Raw genomic sequence first — 16,300 nt, 5'->3', positions numbered from 1 at the left:
ATGGCAAATAATAAAAAATACAGAATCATTTTATCTGGCGGTGGTACAGGTGGTCATATTTATCCAGCTATTGCCATAGCTAATGACTTGAAATCAAGATATCCTGAATCTGAATTTCTTTTTGTTGGAGCAAAAGATAGGATGGAGATGGAAAAAGTGCCAAGAGCAGGTTACGACATCAAAGGGTTGTGGATTTCGGGGATACAAAGAAGGTTGACATTAAAAAATTTGATGTTTCCATTTAAAGTGTTAAGTAGTCTTTGGAAGGCACGTAAAATTATAAAATCGTTTAAACCTGATGTAGCTATTGGGACAGGGGGTTTTGCCAGTGGTCCATTATTGCAAGTGGCGGTTTCTAATAATATTCCAACATTAATACAAGAACAAAATTCATATCCTGGCATTACCAATAAAATTCTATCAAAAAAAGCTCGTAAAATTTGTGTTGCTTATAAAGGTTTAGAGCGATTCTTTCCTAAGGAGAAGATTAAGGTTACAGGAAATCCTGTTCGACAAGATTTATTAAATATAGAAGGGAAAACCGTTGAAGCAAAAAATCATTTTAACCTAAAACACGGTAAATATACATTGTTAGTTTTAGGAGGTAGTTTAGGGTCTAGGCGTATTAATCAATTGATTGAGCAGGAACTTGATTTTTTAAGCACTCAAAATGTAGAGATTATTTGGCAATGTGGTAAGTTGTATTATCAACAATACAAATTGTATGGTAATTCTAAAGACGTTCAAGTATATCAATTTTTGAATGAAATGGATATGGCTTATGCATCTGCAGATATTATTATTTCTAGAGCAGGAGCGAGTTCGGTTTCAGAATTATGTATAGTTGGTAAACCCGTAATTTTTATTCCATCTCCAAATGTAGCAGAGGATCATCAAACCAAAAATGCGATGGCAATTGTTAATCAAGACGCTGCAATAATGATAAAAGAAGAAGATTTGGATGCGGATTTTGAAAACAAGTTTTCACAATTAATTGCCTCTCAAGAAAAACAGAATGAACTAGGCGGAAATATTAAGAAGTTGGCTTTAGTAAATGCAACTAAAGATATTGTTGATGAGATAGAATTATTACTCAAATAATGGATTTAAATAAGTTACATAACATTTATTTTATAGGTATTGGAGGTATAGGTATGAGTGCTTTGGCGAGATACTTCAAATCCATAGGTAAGCATGTTTCTGGATATGATAAAACCCCAACTGAGATTACAGAGGATTTAGAGCAACTAGGTATTTCAATTCATTTTGAAGATACTGTAAGTCTTATTGAAGCGCCATTTAACCACCATGAAAGTACTTTGGTTGTTTATACGCCGGCTATTCCGAAAAATCATGAAGAGCTAAACTTTTTCTTGTCCAAAGGATATCAAGTTATGAAGCGTTCTCAGGTTCTAGGGTTAATAACAGAAAATACATTTTGTTTAGCTGTAGCAGGAACGCATGGGAAAACTACAACTACTAGCATATTAGGGCATTTATTATATCAAAGTGATGTGAAATTAACAGCATTTTTAGGAGGAATAAGTGAGAACTATAATTCTAATTTAATTTTGAATGGAAGTGAAGTGTCTGTGGTGGAAGCAGATGAGTTTGATAGATCATTTTTAACATTGTCTCCAAATTTGGCTTGTATTACATCTATGGATGCTGATCACTTAGATATCTACGGAGATGCGTCAAAACTTACAGCATCTTTTGAAGATTTTTCAAAAAAAATAAAGCCAAATGGGAAGTTATTTGTGAAAAATGGCTTGCCTATTGAAGGTATAACATATGGGATTGAAGACGATGCAGATTATTCAATTCAAAACATAAAAATAGAAAATGGGGTTTATATTTTTGATATGAAAACTCCTGAAATTATCGTTAAGGGATTGAGATTTAATCTTCCCGGAAGACACAATTTATCAAACGCATTAATAGCAATGGCAATGGCTGCTGAATATGGCGTCTCTCACCAGCAGCTTGCCGATGCGCTTTCTACTTACAAAGGTGTGAAGCGTAGGTTTACATATCAAATTAAAACAGATAATTTGGTGTTTATAGATGATTATGCGCATCACCCTGAGGAAATTAATGCAGTACATGGAGCAGTGCGAGAAATGTATCCGGATAAGAAGGTGTTAGCAATATTTCAACCGCACCTATTTACGAGAACGAGAGATTTTATTGATGAATTTGCAAAAAGTTTATCTCAGTTTGATGAAATTTTGCTTTTAGATATTTATCCAGCAAGGGAATTGCCTATAGAAGGGGTAGATTCTAATTGGTTATTAGATAAAATTGAAAACTCTAATAAAAGGCTAACAGATAAAACAAATTTAGTTTCAGAAATTCATAAAAGTTCAGCTCAAATAATTTTAACTATTGGAGCTGGAGATATTGGAGAAGAAGTAAAACATATAAAAAAAGAATTGAGCGTTGCGAGTTAATTTGAATTACATAAAAATGTTTGTGCTATTTGTTATGGTAGGGCTTCTTTATGCTTTTGCTTCAGTAAAAAATGGTGTAAGAGAAATATCAAAAACTAACATTTCTTTTTCAGGAGAAAATAGCCTTTTTATTACCCAAGAAACTGTTAGTAAATTGTTAATACAAAATCAGGAGCACATTAAAAATGTGCCTAAAGAAACTTTAGATTTGAATACATTAGAACAGGCCCTGAATTCTAATCCCATGATAAAATCAGCTGAAGTATATGTTGCTGTAAATGGAATACTTAACGCTGAAATTAAACAAAAACGACCTGTTGCAAGAGTAAGCACAAACGCGTCATATTACATAGACGATGAAGGTAAGTATATGCCTTTGTCATCTAATTTCACTGCAAGAGTGCCATTAGTTACTGGTTATGTAGAGAAAAATAATTTAAAAAACGTTTTTAAAATAGCTCGAAAAGTAGAAACGGACGACTTTTTAAAACGACATGTAGTAGAGATTCATCAAAATGTAAATGGTAACATCGCTCTTAAATTGAGACAATGCAAGTTTACCGTGAATCTAGGGAGGCTAGATTTTTTAGATAAGAAGATAAATAACTTAAAAGCGTTTTACAAAAAGAGTTTAAAAGAGAAAACGCTTAATAAGTATAGTAAAGTTAATTTGCAATTTGATAGTCAAGTGGTGTGTACCAAAACGTAAGATATGGAACATAATTTATCAGTAGGTTTAGATATAGGAACCACAAAAATTGTGGCAATGATTGGTCGTAAGAATGAATACGGCAAACTAGAGATTTTAGGTATTGGTAAATCTAAAAGTTTAGGAGTGCACCGTGGAGTAGTAAATAATATTACGCAAACTATTCAGTCTATACAGCAAGCAGTTCAAGAATCTGAAGCTACTGCAGAATTGAAGATTGAGGAAGTAACTGTAGGTATTGCAGGACAACACATACGTAGTTTGCAACACAGTGATTACATTACCAGACCCAATTCTGAAACTGTAATTGATGAGGAAGATATCGATAGATTAATCAATCAAGTGCATAAATTAGTAATGCTTCCTGGCGAAGAAATTATCCATGTGTTACCTCAAGAATATAAAGTTGACGGACAAGCCGAAATAAAAGAACCTATTGGGATGTATGGCGGTAGATTAGAAGCCAACTTTCATGTAGTTGTAGGTCAGGTATCATCAATCAGAAATATAGGGAGATGTGTGCAAAGCTCAGGGTTAAACCTTGAAGGTATTACTCTAGAACCTTTAGCGTCAGCAAATGCAGTATTGAGTCAAGAAGAAAAAGAAGCAGGAGTTGCATTGATTGATATAGGTGGAGGAACAACAGACTTAGCTATTTTTAGAGATGGTATCATTCGTCATACAGCAGTAATTCCATTTGGAGGGAATGTTATTACTGAAGATATTAAAGAAGGATGTTCCATTATTGAAAAACAAGCAGAGTTATTAAAAATAAAATTTGGTTCTGCATGGCCTGGTGAGAATAAGGATAATGAGATTGTATCTATTCCTGGGTTACGCGGCAGAGAACCAAAAGAAATTACGCTTAAAAACCTATCAAGAATAATTCATGCACGTGTAGTTGAAATTATAGAGCAAGTATTTGCAGAAATTAAAAATTACGGGCACGAAGAACAAAAGAAGAAATTAATTGCTGGGATTGTTTTAACAGGTGGAGGTAGCCAGTTAAAGCATTTAAAGCAATTGGTAGAATATATTACAGGAATGGATACTAGAATTGGATATCCTAATGAGCATTTAGCAGGAGATAGTGATGCAGATGTTACAAGTCCGCTTTATGCTACTGCCGTTGGATTGGTGCTGGACGGATTAAAACGAAAAGAACGTAAAAAAGTTGAGCAGCAAGAGCAAGAGCACTATGAGGAACAAATTAAAGATGAAAATATTGAAGAAGAGCAAATTGAAAAACCTGTTAGAGAACGCAAATCGTTCTTAGATAAATTAACCGAACGTGTTAAAGATTTTTTAGATAACGCGGAGTAGGGATAACGCATTAAAATTATAAAGTTTACAATTTTAATGCGTTGCAAAAAGCTAATTAACCATTGATTAAAATAATATTTAGAACCCCAGAAAACTAGAATTTATGAGCAGCAAAAACGAATTCGAAAGCATTGCATTTGATTTACCTAAAAATCAATCAAATGTGATAAAAGTTATCGGTGTAGGAGGTGGCGGTAGCAATGCTATAAACCACATGTTCTTACAAGGTATAAAAGGTGTAGACTTTTATATCTGTAATACCGATGCACAAGCATTACAAAATAGTGGTGTGCCTAATAAAATTCAATTAGGTGTAAACTTAACTGAAGGATTAGGTGCAGGAGCAAATCCAGAAATAGGAGAGCAATCCGCTGTAGAGAGTTTTGATGACATTTCTCAAATGCTAGATTCTAATACAAAAATGGTATTCATTACTGCAGGAATGGGTGGTGGAACAGGAACAGGAGCTGCACCTATAATAGCAAAAATGGCTAAGGATAAAGATATCCTTACTGTTGGGATTGTAACAATGCCTTTTCAGTTTGAAGGAAAAATGCGTTTGGAACAATCTCAAAAAGGAATAGAAAGGTTAAGAGATGTAGTAGATTCTTTAATTGTAATCAATAATAACAAACTTCGTGAAGTTTATGGAAATCTTGGTTTTAAAGCAGGGTTTTCTAAGGCAGATGAAGTACTTTCCACAGCTGCTCGTGGAATAGCTGAAGTTATTACACATCACTACACACAAAATATCGATTTACGAGATGCAAAAACAGTGCTGAGTAACAGTGGTACGGCAATTATGGGGTCGTCTATTGCCTCTGGACAGAACAGAGCTCAAGATGCCATTCGTAAAGCTTTAGATTCTCCTTTATTAAATGATAATAAAATAACTGGAGCAAAAAATGTACTGTTACTAATAGTTTCAGGTTCTCAAGAGATTACGATTGATGAGATAGGAGAAATTAATGACCATATTCAAAATGAAGCAGGACATGGCGCCAATATTATTATGGGTGTTGGAGAAGATGAGACTCTTGAAGAATCAATTTCTGTTACTATAATTGCAACAGGGTTTAATATCGATCAACAAGATGAAATATCAAATACAGAAACAAAGAAAGTAATTCATGCTTTAGAAGATGATTCTGAAAAAGATAAAGAGCCTGTAATTATAGCACCAATAGTAGAGTTAGAAAAGAAAGAGCCTAATCCAATTGTAAGACATACTTTAGATTTGGATGAAGTTGAAGATGAGATTATTTCGGCTGAGAAGATAGTATTAGAAAAGCCTAAGGTTTCTGAAGAATTAAAAGACATTACTCTAATTCCAACATCTGAATTAATCAAAGATATAGATGTAGTGTATCAAGAAGTTAAATCTCCGGTTGAAGAAGATGATTTTATCATAAAACCTGTAACAATAATGGAAGTAAAAGATGTTGAAGTTGTTGAGCCTGAGGAAGAGCAGCAAATTACATTAACATTTGATTTACCTTTATCTCCAGAAAAAGAAGAGTTTACAGCAAAGGTTGAGGAAAAAGTGATGTTTGCTTTAGATGAAGAAGAGGATGTTAAAGATATGCCTGTAAATGATTATGTTGAGCTTATTACCGTTAATGAAACAAATGAGCAAGGAGAAGAAGTACGTTATGCACTTGATGATTATATTGAAGCAGAATCATCAATGAATAGCGGACAACCAGTTGTTGATAAAGTAGCAGAAGAAGTTCAAGAAGACATCGTTTTTGAAAGAAAAGTAGTTGAAGAAGAAGTTCAAGAAGAGCTAATTGAAGATGATGTTGAAGCTACTGAATTACCAATTTCCGAAATTTTGAAACAACGCACCGCAGAACGTAGAAGAAAAATGAAGGACTTTAACTATAAATTTAATAATGCTAAAATTGATGATATAGAAAAAGTACCAGCATATAAGCGACAAGGTGTTGATTTAGATGAAACTAAACATTCATCTGAAACTGATATATCTAGAACAAGCGTTGGTTTTGATGATAATGATGATATACAAATAAGAACTAATAATTCTTTTCTACATGACAATGTAGATTAGAAAGCACTTCTGTGTTTAACCTCACTTAAGTTATGATCCCGAAGAGTTTCCCTCAATCTTTTCGGGATTTTTTATATCCTTTTTTCTATCTTCGCATCTCTTTCGATTTACATAAATTATGAGTTTACAAAAAGATATAATGGCAGCTTTAAAAGATGCTATGAAAGCTAAAGATCAAACAGCATTAACAGCTTTAAGAGCAGTAAAGTCTGCAATCCTTTTAGCTAAAACTGAAAGTGGAGCGGGAGAAGAGCTTTCAGAAGAGCAAGAATTAAAAATTCTTCAAAAGCAAGTAAAACAACGTAAGGATAGTGCTGCGGTATATGTTGAGCAAGGTAGAGAAGATTTGGCTGCTCCTGAGTTGGCAGAAGCAGAAATTATAAGTCAATTTTTACCAGAAGCCTTAAGTGAAGAAGAAATAGAAAAAGTTGTTGTAGCAACCATTGATCAAGTAGGAGCAGAGGGTATGAAAGATATGGGAAAAGTTATGGGGATAGTTAGTAAGGAGTTAGCGGGGCAAGCAGATGGAAAAACTATTTCTACTATTGTAAAAGCAAAGCTATCTAGTTAAAAATTTCAGCAGCTGTAGACTGCTACTGCATACTAGAAAACGGCCCCGTGGCGCAACTGAATAGCGCATCAGATTTCGGCTCTGAGGGTTGGGGGTTTGAATCCCTCCGGGGTCACGAATAAAAAGAAAAACTCCGCGTCAAATCAAGCTAGCTTGAATTTGTAAGCGGAGTTTTTCTTTTTTCAAGGCGGAGCCTTGAGGGATATGTAATCCCAAAGCCTTAATATTAATATATATGGATATAAAGCTCGCTTGAATTTGTAGGAGTGAGTTTTTGTTTTTTTCAAAGTGGATCTTAGAGGTGTATATAATCACTTTTGGAGGCACTTGAATAGAGAATTTACCTAAACTGATGTCTTCTTCATTTTTTATTTTACCTATCCATTGATATTAAAGGGTTTAACTCGAAATTGTTGAATCTACTAAATAGGATTCTAATTTTTCCAATTCTATGGTGTATTTAACTTAAAACTTATTGTGAGTTTTAGTATCAATTTCTCCTATGGCTAAACGTTTCTTAATAGTTTTAACTTTTTGAGTTATCATATGTAAAATATTATTAACATATTTTGTTAATAATTTTCTCACTTTTGATGCGTTTATCTCCCTATCTTTGGAATTGTGGTTGCTTCTATTTTTACAGTTTTTACACATAAAACTGTTTTATTTACTCTCATTTTTATAATTATATCGATTTAATATGTTTTTAATCGATTTAAATTAAAGATCTTTTATAAAAAAAATCAAAAAAGGATCAATTTCTATTTTAGAATATTAATGTATAAACTATAACTAACAATAAATGAATAATTTCTACTCAATTACTAAGGCAAATACCAAAAAATTGCTCCTATGTTTTGGTGTTTTTATGTTTTTTGGAGTAAATATAACTGAAGCACAATCTTGTACTGTAAATGCTGGAGTTGATAGAACGATTTGCGAAAATGAAACGCTTCAACTAAATGGGAATACACCAGATACTTATGCAGAAGGACCTACGTGGAGACAAATCTTTGGACCTGCTGTTGTAATTAGTGATGATTCTATCGATAATCCAATAATCACTGGTCATACTGGAGGAAACACATATACTTTTGAGTTATTTGCTGTTTGTTTCAATGGGAGCGAGCCATCTCAAACAGTTACCATTACTGTTGAACCTATAACGCAGGCAGATGCTGGTATGAATATTGAATCTTGTCCTGATTCTTCAGGCTCGCTAGTGTTAAGTGCTAATACACCTACCAATCCAGGTGAGGTTGGGGTGTGGGAGTTTGTTGGTGGAAACCCTGCAGGTGTATCATTTGGCGATATGATGGCACCGGTTACTACTATTTCATTACCCGAAGGTTCTGCTGGTGTAACCACAGTGCGATGGGTAATAACAGGTCCCGAATATGCTCCAGGTAGATTTTGTGAATCCTTTGATGAAATTACAATAACAAATTATGGAGGTGTTGATCCTGTCGATGCAGGTCCCGATCAAACATTGTCAAATTGTTATACTGTAGATCAAAGTACAAACCTTAATGCAAGTTTTGGAGGTGAAAATATTAATGGGCAACAAGGTACTTGGACTTTCGTAAGTGGGCCAACTACTCCTGGTATTAGTTCGCCAAATAATAATACAACAGGCGTTAATGGGCTAAGAGAAGGAGAATACGTTTTTAGATGGGAAGTATCTGGTCCTTGTGTTACTGGTAGCGATACGGTAACAATCACAGTGCCTGAAGCCACTCAAGAGGTTTCGGAAGCAACCGTACAAGATAGAACAATTACATTTTGTGACCCTTCAACAACTGAGGCAACTCTAGTTGGTTCACAAGGTAATTTTACTAATGAAACTGTATTATGGGAGCAGATTAGTGGTCCAACAGTAACCATCGTAGATGAAGATAATAGTACCACGCAAGTTACGGGCTTATCAGCCTCAAATACATATAGATTTAGATATACAATTACTAATAACGCAACTAGTTGTGATGATTCTTCTTCATCCGCTGAGGTTACTGTTAGATACAACGTTAACCCCATAAGTATTCTAGCGAACGGCGGAAACAATATTACAGCGCCTTGTGGTGCTACTGAGGTGGATGTACCATACACATTTTCAAGTGGAAATCAAACACAATATAGCATAATAAGTGGTCCAGCAGATTCGGGTCTCACATTTCCAACAAATTATCAAAATGCACCTGGCGGCAGTCCAGGAACTACAACAATTGATGATTTTGATGTGGCAGGTACTTATACTGTAAACTTTAGAAGAAGGAGAACTGGTAATTTACTTCAAGGTTGTGATGTGGCAAATAGCAGCATAAGTATTTTTATCTCAACGCCTATTTCTGGCTCTAATGCAGGCTCACCGCAAGAGTTTGTTTGTGGGCAAATAGATGGGAATTTGGCTGGTAGTGCAATAGATCCAGGCGAAACATCTATTTGGTCTTTGATTGATGGACCTGATGGTATGACAAATGCAGTAATAAATGATAGATATTTACGTACAACTCAAATTGGTATTGCTCCAGCGCAAATAATGGTTCCTGGTGTATATACATTTAGTTACACAGTCTCAGCTGGTCCTGAATGTACGCCACCAGCGGTATCAACAACTATAGTTACTATAACTCCACTTTCTAATTTACCTGTAGATGCAGGAACTGATCAAAGCGTGTGTTTTAATGCACCTGTTCAGTTAAATGCAGCGGACTTGTTAGATAGTCAAGATGGCGTATGGACAGCATCAGATCCAGGTATTAGTTTTGAAGATGATACAGACCCTAATACAATTGCAACTGGTTTTTCTGCACCATCAACGGTATATACGCTTACATGGTCAGTAGATGAAAAAGCAGGTTTTCCGGATTGTGCGCCTGCCGCATCCGATACAGTAGAAATTACAACGTTGGCAGATGAGTCTCCAACTATAGCTGATGCAGGCACTGATTTTTGTTTGCCTAATGGTACAACATCAATACCTAATTTAGCTGGTAATACCCCTGAAGCAGATGAAACAGGAACTTGGACTTTTATTTCAGGGCCTTCTGTTGCCAACTTTATTGATGATAACGATCCAGCTACCTCAGTTGATAACTTAGTTAATGGCGTTTATATATTTAGATGGACTATAGGGTATACCGCACCTGCTCCTAACGCGTGTCCTGAAACTTTTGATGAAGTAGAAGTAGTAATAGCAGATACGGCTACAACTGTAAGCGCAGGTCCAGATCAATCATTGTGTTTAGATCCTGTTTTACTCTCCTTTACTATGAATGCAGATGATCCAGCGCCTTTAGGTGGAGAGGGAACATGGACTTTAGTTTCGGGGTTATCTGGTTACACAGTTGATGATGTAAACAGTCCAACAGCCACGTTTACCGATTTGTTAGATGGTACTTATGTGTTTGAATGGGTAATTTCTTATGGCAATTGTACAACTTCTGGATCTGCAGATCAGGTAGAAATTGAGGTAGGTATTCCACCTACTGAAGCAAATATTCCAGGAGGAGATCAAGTGGTTTGTGCTCAAACAAATACAAGAATTTCAGCAGATCCTTTACAGAATCCTAACTCAGAAAGTGGTATTTGGTCTTTAGTAAGTGGTCCAAATTCTCCAGACTTAGTTATTACGCAAGACCCAGATAATGATGGAAGTATTGAGACTGTTGATATAGAAATGCTAGTTACAGGTACTTATGTATTCAGATGGACCACCGTTGGAAATTCACCTTTATGTACAGACCCTTCTTTTGCAGATGTTACCGTGGAAGTATATGCCCCAGCAACAGCTGGAGATGATCAAGATTTATGTGAGGTTACAAGTGTGTTTTTGGAAGCTACAGAGGGAACTACAGGAACCTGGACAATTGTTTCAACAACCAATCCAGCTGGTACTTCAGGATTTGAGCCTTCTCAATCACCATCAAATAATAATACGGCTAATGCTGCCGTAGACCCTGGGTTTGAGTATGTGTATCGATATACTACAGACTACACAGGCTCTGGAGCTATTTGTAATAATTCAGACGACGTAATAATTACAGTTAGTGCAGGACCTAGCGAAGAGCCAGATGCAGGCGAAGATCAAGATATATGTATAGCAGATACAACAACTGCAACACTTACTACAGGTAATTTAGATGCAACAAATACATTTCCTGAAATACCAAGTGATGTGACTTCCGAGTGGAGGTTATTGTCTCAACCAGGTGGAGCCACAGTAGGTTTTACAGCTGCAAATAATAGCCCCACAACAGATGTTACTGGTCTTACTGTAGCCGGTCTATATATTTTTGAGTTGAATTTTTCCACAAATTCATGTACAGATAAATCAGATATTGTAAGAGTAGAAGTTTTTGAAGCACCAACACCAATTGAAGCTGGCCCTGATCAACCTAATGCTTGTCAGCAAGATGCACAATTAGCGGCAACTACTCCAACAATTGGTATTGGTACTTGGTCTTTCGCAAATCCAGCAGATGATCCTTCAGGTGGAATTGTGGTTATAGATAGGCCAAATGATCCATTGACTACATTATCTAATATACCTGGTGACGTTGGCAATGATGGTTTAGACGATGTATATGTTTTAACTTGGACAGTAGCAAATAACCCGCCACCACCAGATCCTTCAAACCCATTAACAGACCCGTTTCAGCCGCCATCGTTATGTGCGCCTCAATCGGATACGGTTACGCTAACATTTACAGGTACACCACCTTCAGAGGCAGTTGCAGGTCCAGATCAGGAGTTATGTGATGAAACAACAACATTTTTAGGTGCCACAGATTTAGTAGAAGGTACAGGAACATGGACACAAACAGCTGGTGCATCAGCAACTATAACAGCTCCTAACAATCCAAATAGTTTAATAACAGGTTTAGCAACAGGAACATATGAATTTACGTGGACTGCTGTTGGTGGAGGTTGTACCTCCGAAGATACGGTTCAAATAGTAGTATTTGCAGATCCTATTACTGCTGAAGCAGGTCCAGATCAAGTTATTCCAGTATTCGAAACACTAATGTTGGGCGCTGATGCTCCAACAGCAGGGGTTGGTACTTGGACACAAATTTCGGGCCCAACTACAGTTAACTTTGTTGATGAGAATGATGAAAATACCCAAGTATCAGGAATCGCTGAGGGCAATTATGTTTTTGAATGGTCAGTAAATAACGGTCCTTGTAGTTTCGCTTCAGACCGTGTTTCAGTGCAAATTTTACCCATTTCAGATTTAGAATTAACAAAAACAGTATCATCTTCTAACGTAAATGTGGGTGATGTGGTAACCTTTACTGTTTCCGTTTTTAATAACGATGAGAGCTCTGTGAATTCTGATGCTAATAACGTTACAGTACAAGATGTACTTCCTTTAGGTTATTCTTTGGTGCCCGGTACAGTATCAAATAGCGGATCTTTTGATTTAGGTACGCAAACAATTACTTGGACAAATTTAAGTATAGCAAATGGAGCTACTTTAAACTTAACATTCAATGCTACCGTTAATGCATCCGGACCTTATGTAAATTCTGCTCAGGTTGCTGAAAGTGGAAGTATAGATCCTGATAGTGATCCTAGTACAGGTCCAGATGTAGATGAAGATAATGAAGATGATGATAATGATCCAACAACTGGAGGAGACGATGATGATGAGGATACAGCTGAAGTTACCATACAATCAGCAGATTTATCATTAGCTAAAACAGTTGTTCCAACCGATGTTAGTATTGGTGATACTGTAACATTTACAATAGAGGTTTCAAATGATGGGCCTGATGATGCAACAAATATTGAAGTTCTAGATCAATTACCATCGGGTTATACCTATCAAAGTGATGATGCAAGTGGAGCTTATATTTCTGGTACAGGCGTTTGGACAATAGCCAGTATTACCTCAGGAAACTCAGCAACTCTTAATATCGTGGCTACTGTTAATACACCAACAGGTACAACAAATGAATATCTAAATATTGCGGAAATTACAGCCAGCGATCAAGCTGATCCTGATAGTGCACCAAATAATGATGATGGAGACCAAAGTGAAGATGATGAAGATAATGCAGAAATCACATTAGAATTAGCTGATTTACAAATAACAAAATCAGTCTTGCCGGTATCAGGTTCAGTGGGAGATACGGTTACATTCTCAATATTTTTAGAGAATTTTGGACCAGGAGATGCCACAGGTGTTGCTATTGAAGATGTATTACCATCTGGTTTTGATTTAGTGCCAGGAACAATTTCAAATTCTGGAGTTTATATAGTTGGTAACAATTCTATAGTTTGGAGCGATTTAGATGTAGGAAATGGTTTGTCAAGAACGTTAACTTACGATGCCGTAGTAAATGATACAGGAAATTATACCAACAGTGTACAAATTACAGCGAGCGATTTAGATGACCCTGATAGTGATCCTAATACAGATAATACGGTTGATGAAGATAATGCGGATGGTGATGGAGATCCAACTACAGGCGGAGATGATGATGATGAAGATACAGCAACTTTTGTAATTGAAGAAGCCGATTTGAATTTGGTTAAAACTGTAGCGCCTTCTAATGCAACCGTTGGAGACACAGTAACATTTACTATAATTGTTGATAATGATGGTGGTAATGATGCAACCAATGTAGAAGTTGTAGATCAATTACCAGTAGGTTTTACCTATGTAAGTGATGATGCCTCAGGTAATTATGATGAAGCTACAGGGGTTTGGAGTATAGCTACTATTGTTAATGGTAGTTCAGCGACTTTAAATATTACAGCTACCGTTAATGCCCCAACAGGAGCAGCGGGAGAGTACAATAATATAGCCGAAATCACAGCCAGCGATCAAGCAGATCCCGATAGTGATGTTAATAATGATGATGGTGATCAGAGTGAAGATGACGAGGATAATGCAGAACTTACACTTGATACCTCCGACCTAAGCATAAGCAAAGCAGTAAGCGACGCAACACCAAATGTAGGAGACGTAGTCACGTTTACCATTACATTGAGCAATGCGGGCACAACAGCAGCTACTGGGGTAGCCGTACAAGATGTAGTACCGGTAGGATACAGCAACATTGCGAGCATCAGTGGAACAGGAACCGAGACCGTGACCAACCAAGTAGACTGGACAGGGTTAACAGTACCCGTAGGTACCGATACAGTAACGCTAAGCTTTGATGCCACTGTAGACGCGCCAACGGGAGCAGCGAACGAGTATATCAATGGTGTAGAGATCACGGCAAGCGACCAGTTCGATCCAGACAGTGACCCAAGCAGCGATGCAGATACAGACGACAATGGCGATGGCATCCCAGACGATGATGAAGCCGAAGTAGGCGTAACGATCCAACAATCAGATTTAAGCATAGCTAAGACGATCAGTAACACCAGTCCAAACGTAGGAGATACAGTAACGTTCACGTTAACGGTAACCAACGCAGGCCCAGATATAGCGACAGGCGTAGCGTTAGAAGACATCTTACCAACAGGTTACACGCTAACCACGGTAAACGATGGCGGAACAGCAACATTGAACACCGCCACATGGACAGGGTTGACCGTAGCAGCCAATAATGGCACAACGGTAGTGACGTACGAGGCCACGGTAAACGCCCCAACAGGCGTAGCAGGCGAGTACACCAATGTCGCACAGATCACGGCAAGCGATCAGTACGATCCCGACAGTGACCCGACCACAGACAATACGGTAGACGAAGACGGCGATGGTAATGGCGACGATGACGATGAAGACGAACTGACCATAGCACCAGCACAGGCAGATTTAAGCATTACCAAAGGCTTAGCCTCAGGTAGTGCAACACCAAACGTAGGCGACACCTTAGTGTTTGAAATAGTAATTACAAATGATGGTCCAGACGCAGCCACAGGGGTAAGTGTAGAAGACGTATTGCCAACAGGTTATGCTTTAGGCACGGTAAACGATGCAGGCGTAGGATCAAGTAACACCGCCACATGGACAGGACTAAGTGTACCATCCAACGGCAGTATCACGGTAACCTATGAAGCCACAGTAAACGCACCAACAGGAGCAGCGGACGAGTACCTTAACAGTGTACAGATCACGGGCAGCGACCAGTTCGATCCCGACAGTGACCCGACTACGGACAATACCGTAGATGAGGATAATGCCGATGGCGACAACGATCCAACAACAGGAGGCGATGACGATGATGAAGATACCTTTGAAGTAGTACCACAAACAGCAGATTTATCAATAGATAAAACCGTAGTAGACAACAACGGCGCACCAGTAAACGTAGGCGATGTGCTGACGTTCAGCATAGCCATCAGCAACGGAGGCACAACAACAGCCACAGGCGTAAGTCTAGACGATGTATTGCCAATAGGTTACAGTTTAGTAGCTGGTAGCATCGATAACGGAGGGGTTTATAATGCAGGAGCAACGACGATAGATTGGGATGGACTTACCGTACCATTAGCAGGCTTAACATTAAGCTACCAAGTCACGGTAAACGCCCCAACGGGCGCAGCAGGCGAGTATAGAAACGTCGCAGAGATTACAGCAAGTGACCAGTTCGATCCCACCAGTACGCCAGATAATGATGATGGGGATCAAAGTGAAGACGATGAAGATACAGAAGAAGTAACCCCAGCCCAAGCAGACCTAGTATTAACAAAAGGAATAGCAGCCACAAGCAGTGCAACACCAAACGTAGGCGATACGGTAACCTTTGAGGTAACGATAACCAACGATGGTCCAGATGACGCTACAGGCGTAAGTGCAAGTGATGTTGTTCCAGTAGGATATACAATCACAGGTGGCACAATAGATAATGGAGGTATAGCCACAGGCAATCAGATAGATTGGTCAAGCTTATCAATAGCAAACGGCACATCAGTAACGTTGAGTTACGAGGTTACGGTCAATGCCCCAACAGGAGCAGTAGGCGAGTATACCAATATGGCCGAAGTAACAGGCAGCGATCAGTTCGATCCAACCAGTACACCAGATAATGACGATGGCGACCAGAGTGAGGACGATGAAGATAACTTTACAGTTACCCCACAAACGGCCGACCTAAGCATAAGCAAAGCAGTAAGCGACGCAACACCAAATGTAGGAGACGTAGTCACGTTTACCATTACATTGAGCAATGCGGGCACAACAGCAGCTACTGGGGTAGCCGTACAAGATTGTA

7 protein-coding genes and 1 tRNA gene are annotated in these 16,300 nt (G+C 37.9%); all 8 read left to right on the top strand.

The features are described 5' to 3' along the window. Positions 1 to 1,101, top strand: coding sequence for an undecaprenyldiphospho-muramoylpentapeptide beta-N-acetylglucosaminyltransferase (murG, locus tag EYD46_RS10560; RefSeq protein ID WP_130937096.1), 1,101 nt, complete (start codon positions 1 to 3; stop codon positions 1,099 to 1,101). Further along, positions 1,101 to 2,453 (top strand): UDP-N-acetylmuramate--L-alanine ligase, encoded by a 1,353-nt coding sequence (gene murC, locus EYD46_RS10555; protein WP_130937094.1) that lies wholly within the window; start codon positions 1,101 to 1,103, stop codon positions 2,451 to 2,453. Before murG ends, murC begins: the two co-directional genes overlap by 1 nt. 16 nt (positions 2,454 to 2,469) lie before the next feature. Beyond that, positions 2,470 to 3,162 (top strand): cell division protein FtsQ/DivIB, encoded by a 693-nt coding sequence (locus EYD46_RS10550; protein WP_229731333.1) that lies wholly within the window; start codon positions 2,470 to 2,472, stop codon positions 3,160 to 3,162. A 3-nt stretch (positions 3,163 to 3,165) separates the two neighbouring features. Further along, positions 3,166 to 4,485 (top strand): cell division protein FtsA, encoded by a 1,320-nt coding sequence (ftsA, locus tag EYD46_RS10545; protein ID WP_130937091.1) that lies wholly within the window; start codon positions 3,166 to 3,168, stop codon positions 4,483 to 4,485. Between the two features lie 103 nt (positions 4,486 to 4,588). After that, on the top strand, positions 4,589 to 6,556 hold the full coding sequence (gene ftsZ / locus EYD46_RS10540; protein ID WP_130937089.1) for a cell division protein FtsZ: 1,968 nt from the start codon (positions 4,589 to 4,591) through the stop codon (positions 6,554 to 6,556). 118 nt (positions 6,557 to 6,674) lie between these two features. After that, complete coding sequence (locus tag EYD46_RS10535) at positions 6,675 to 7,127, top strand: GatB/YqeY domain-containing protein (RefSeq protein ID WP_130937087.1); 453 nt, start codon at positions 6,675 to 6,677, stop codon at positions 7,125 to 7,127. A 41-nt stretch (positions 7,128 to 7,168) separates the two neighbouring features. Next, a tRNA-Arg gene (locus tag EYD46_RS10530) sits at positions 7,169 to 7,242 on the top strand. Between the two features lie 687 nt (positions 7,243 to 7,929). Next, on the top strand, positions 7,930 to 16,300 hold an 8,371-nt coding region (locus tag EYD46_RS10525; RefSeq protein WP_130937086.1), incomplete at its 3' end, for a DUF11 domain-containing protein.

The organism is Hyunsoonleella pacifica (assembly GCF_004310335.1).
Taxonomy (GTDB): domain Bacteria; phylum Bacteroidota; class Bacteroidia; order Flavobacteriales; family Flavobacteriaceae; genus Jejuia; species Jejuia pacifica.
The sequence above is the reverse complement of the archived record's forward strand: the minus strand, read 5'-3'. Positions and strand labels throughout refer to the sequence as shown.

Excerpts from the sequence above, each read along its gene's own strand:
- ftsZ (WP_130937089.1), top strand. The coding sequence starts at position 4,589 with ATGAGCAGCAAAAACGAATTCGAAAGCATTGCATTTGATTTACCTAAA.
- EYD46_RS10535 (WP_130937087.1), top strand. The coding sequence starts at position 6,675 with ATGAGTTTACAAAAAGATATAATGGCAGCTTTAAAAGATGCTATGAAA.
- murG (WP_130937096.1), top strand. The coding sequence starts at position 1 with ATGGCAAATAATAAAAAATACAGAATCATTTTATCTGGCGGTGGTACA.
- EYD46_RS10550 (WP_229731333.1), top strand. The coding sequence starts at position 2,470 with ATGTTTGTGCTATTTGTTATGGTAGGGCTTCTTTATGCTTTTGCTTCA.
- ftsA (WP_130937091.1), top strand. The coding sequence starts at position 3,166 with ATGGAACATAATTTATCAGTAGGTTTAGATATAGGAACCACAAAAATT.
- murC (WP_130937094.1), top strand. The coding sequence starts at position 1,101 with ATGGATTTAAATAAGTTACATAACATTTATTTTATAGGTATTGGAGGT.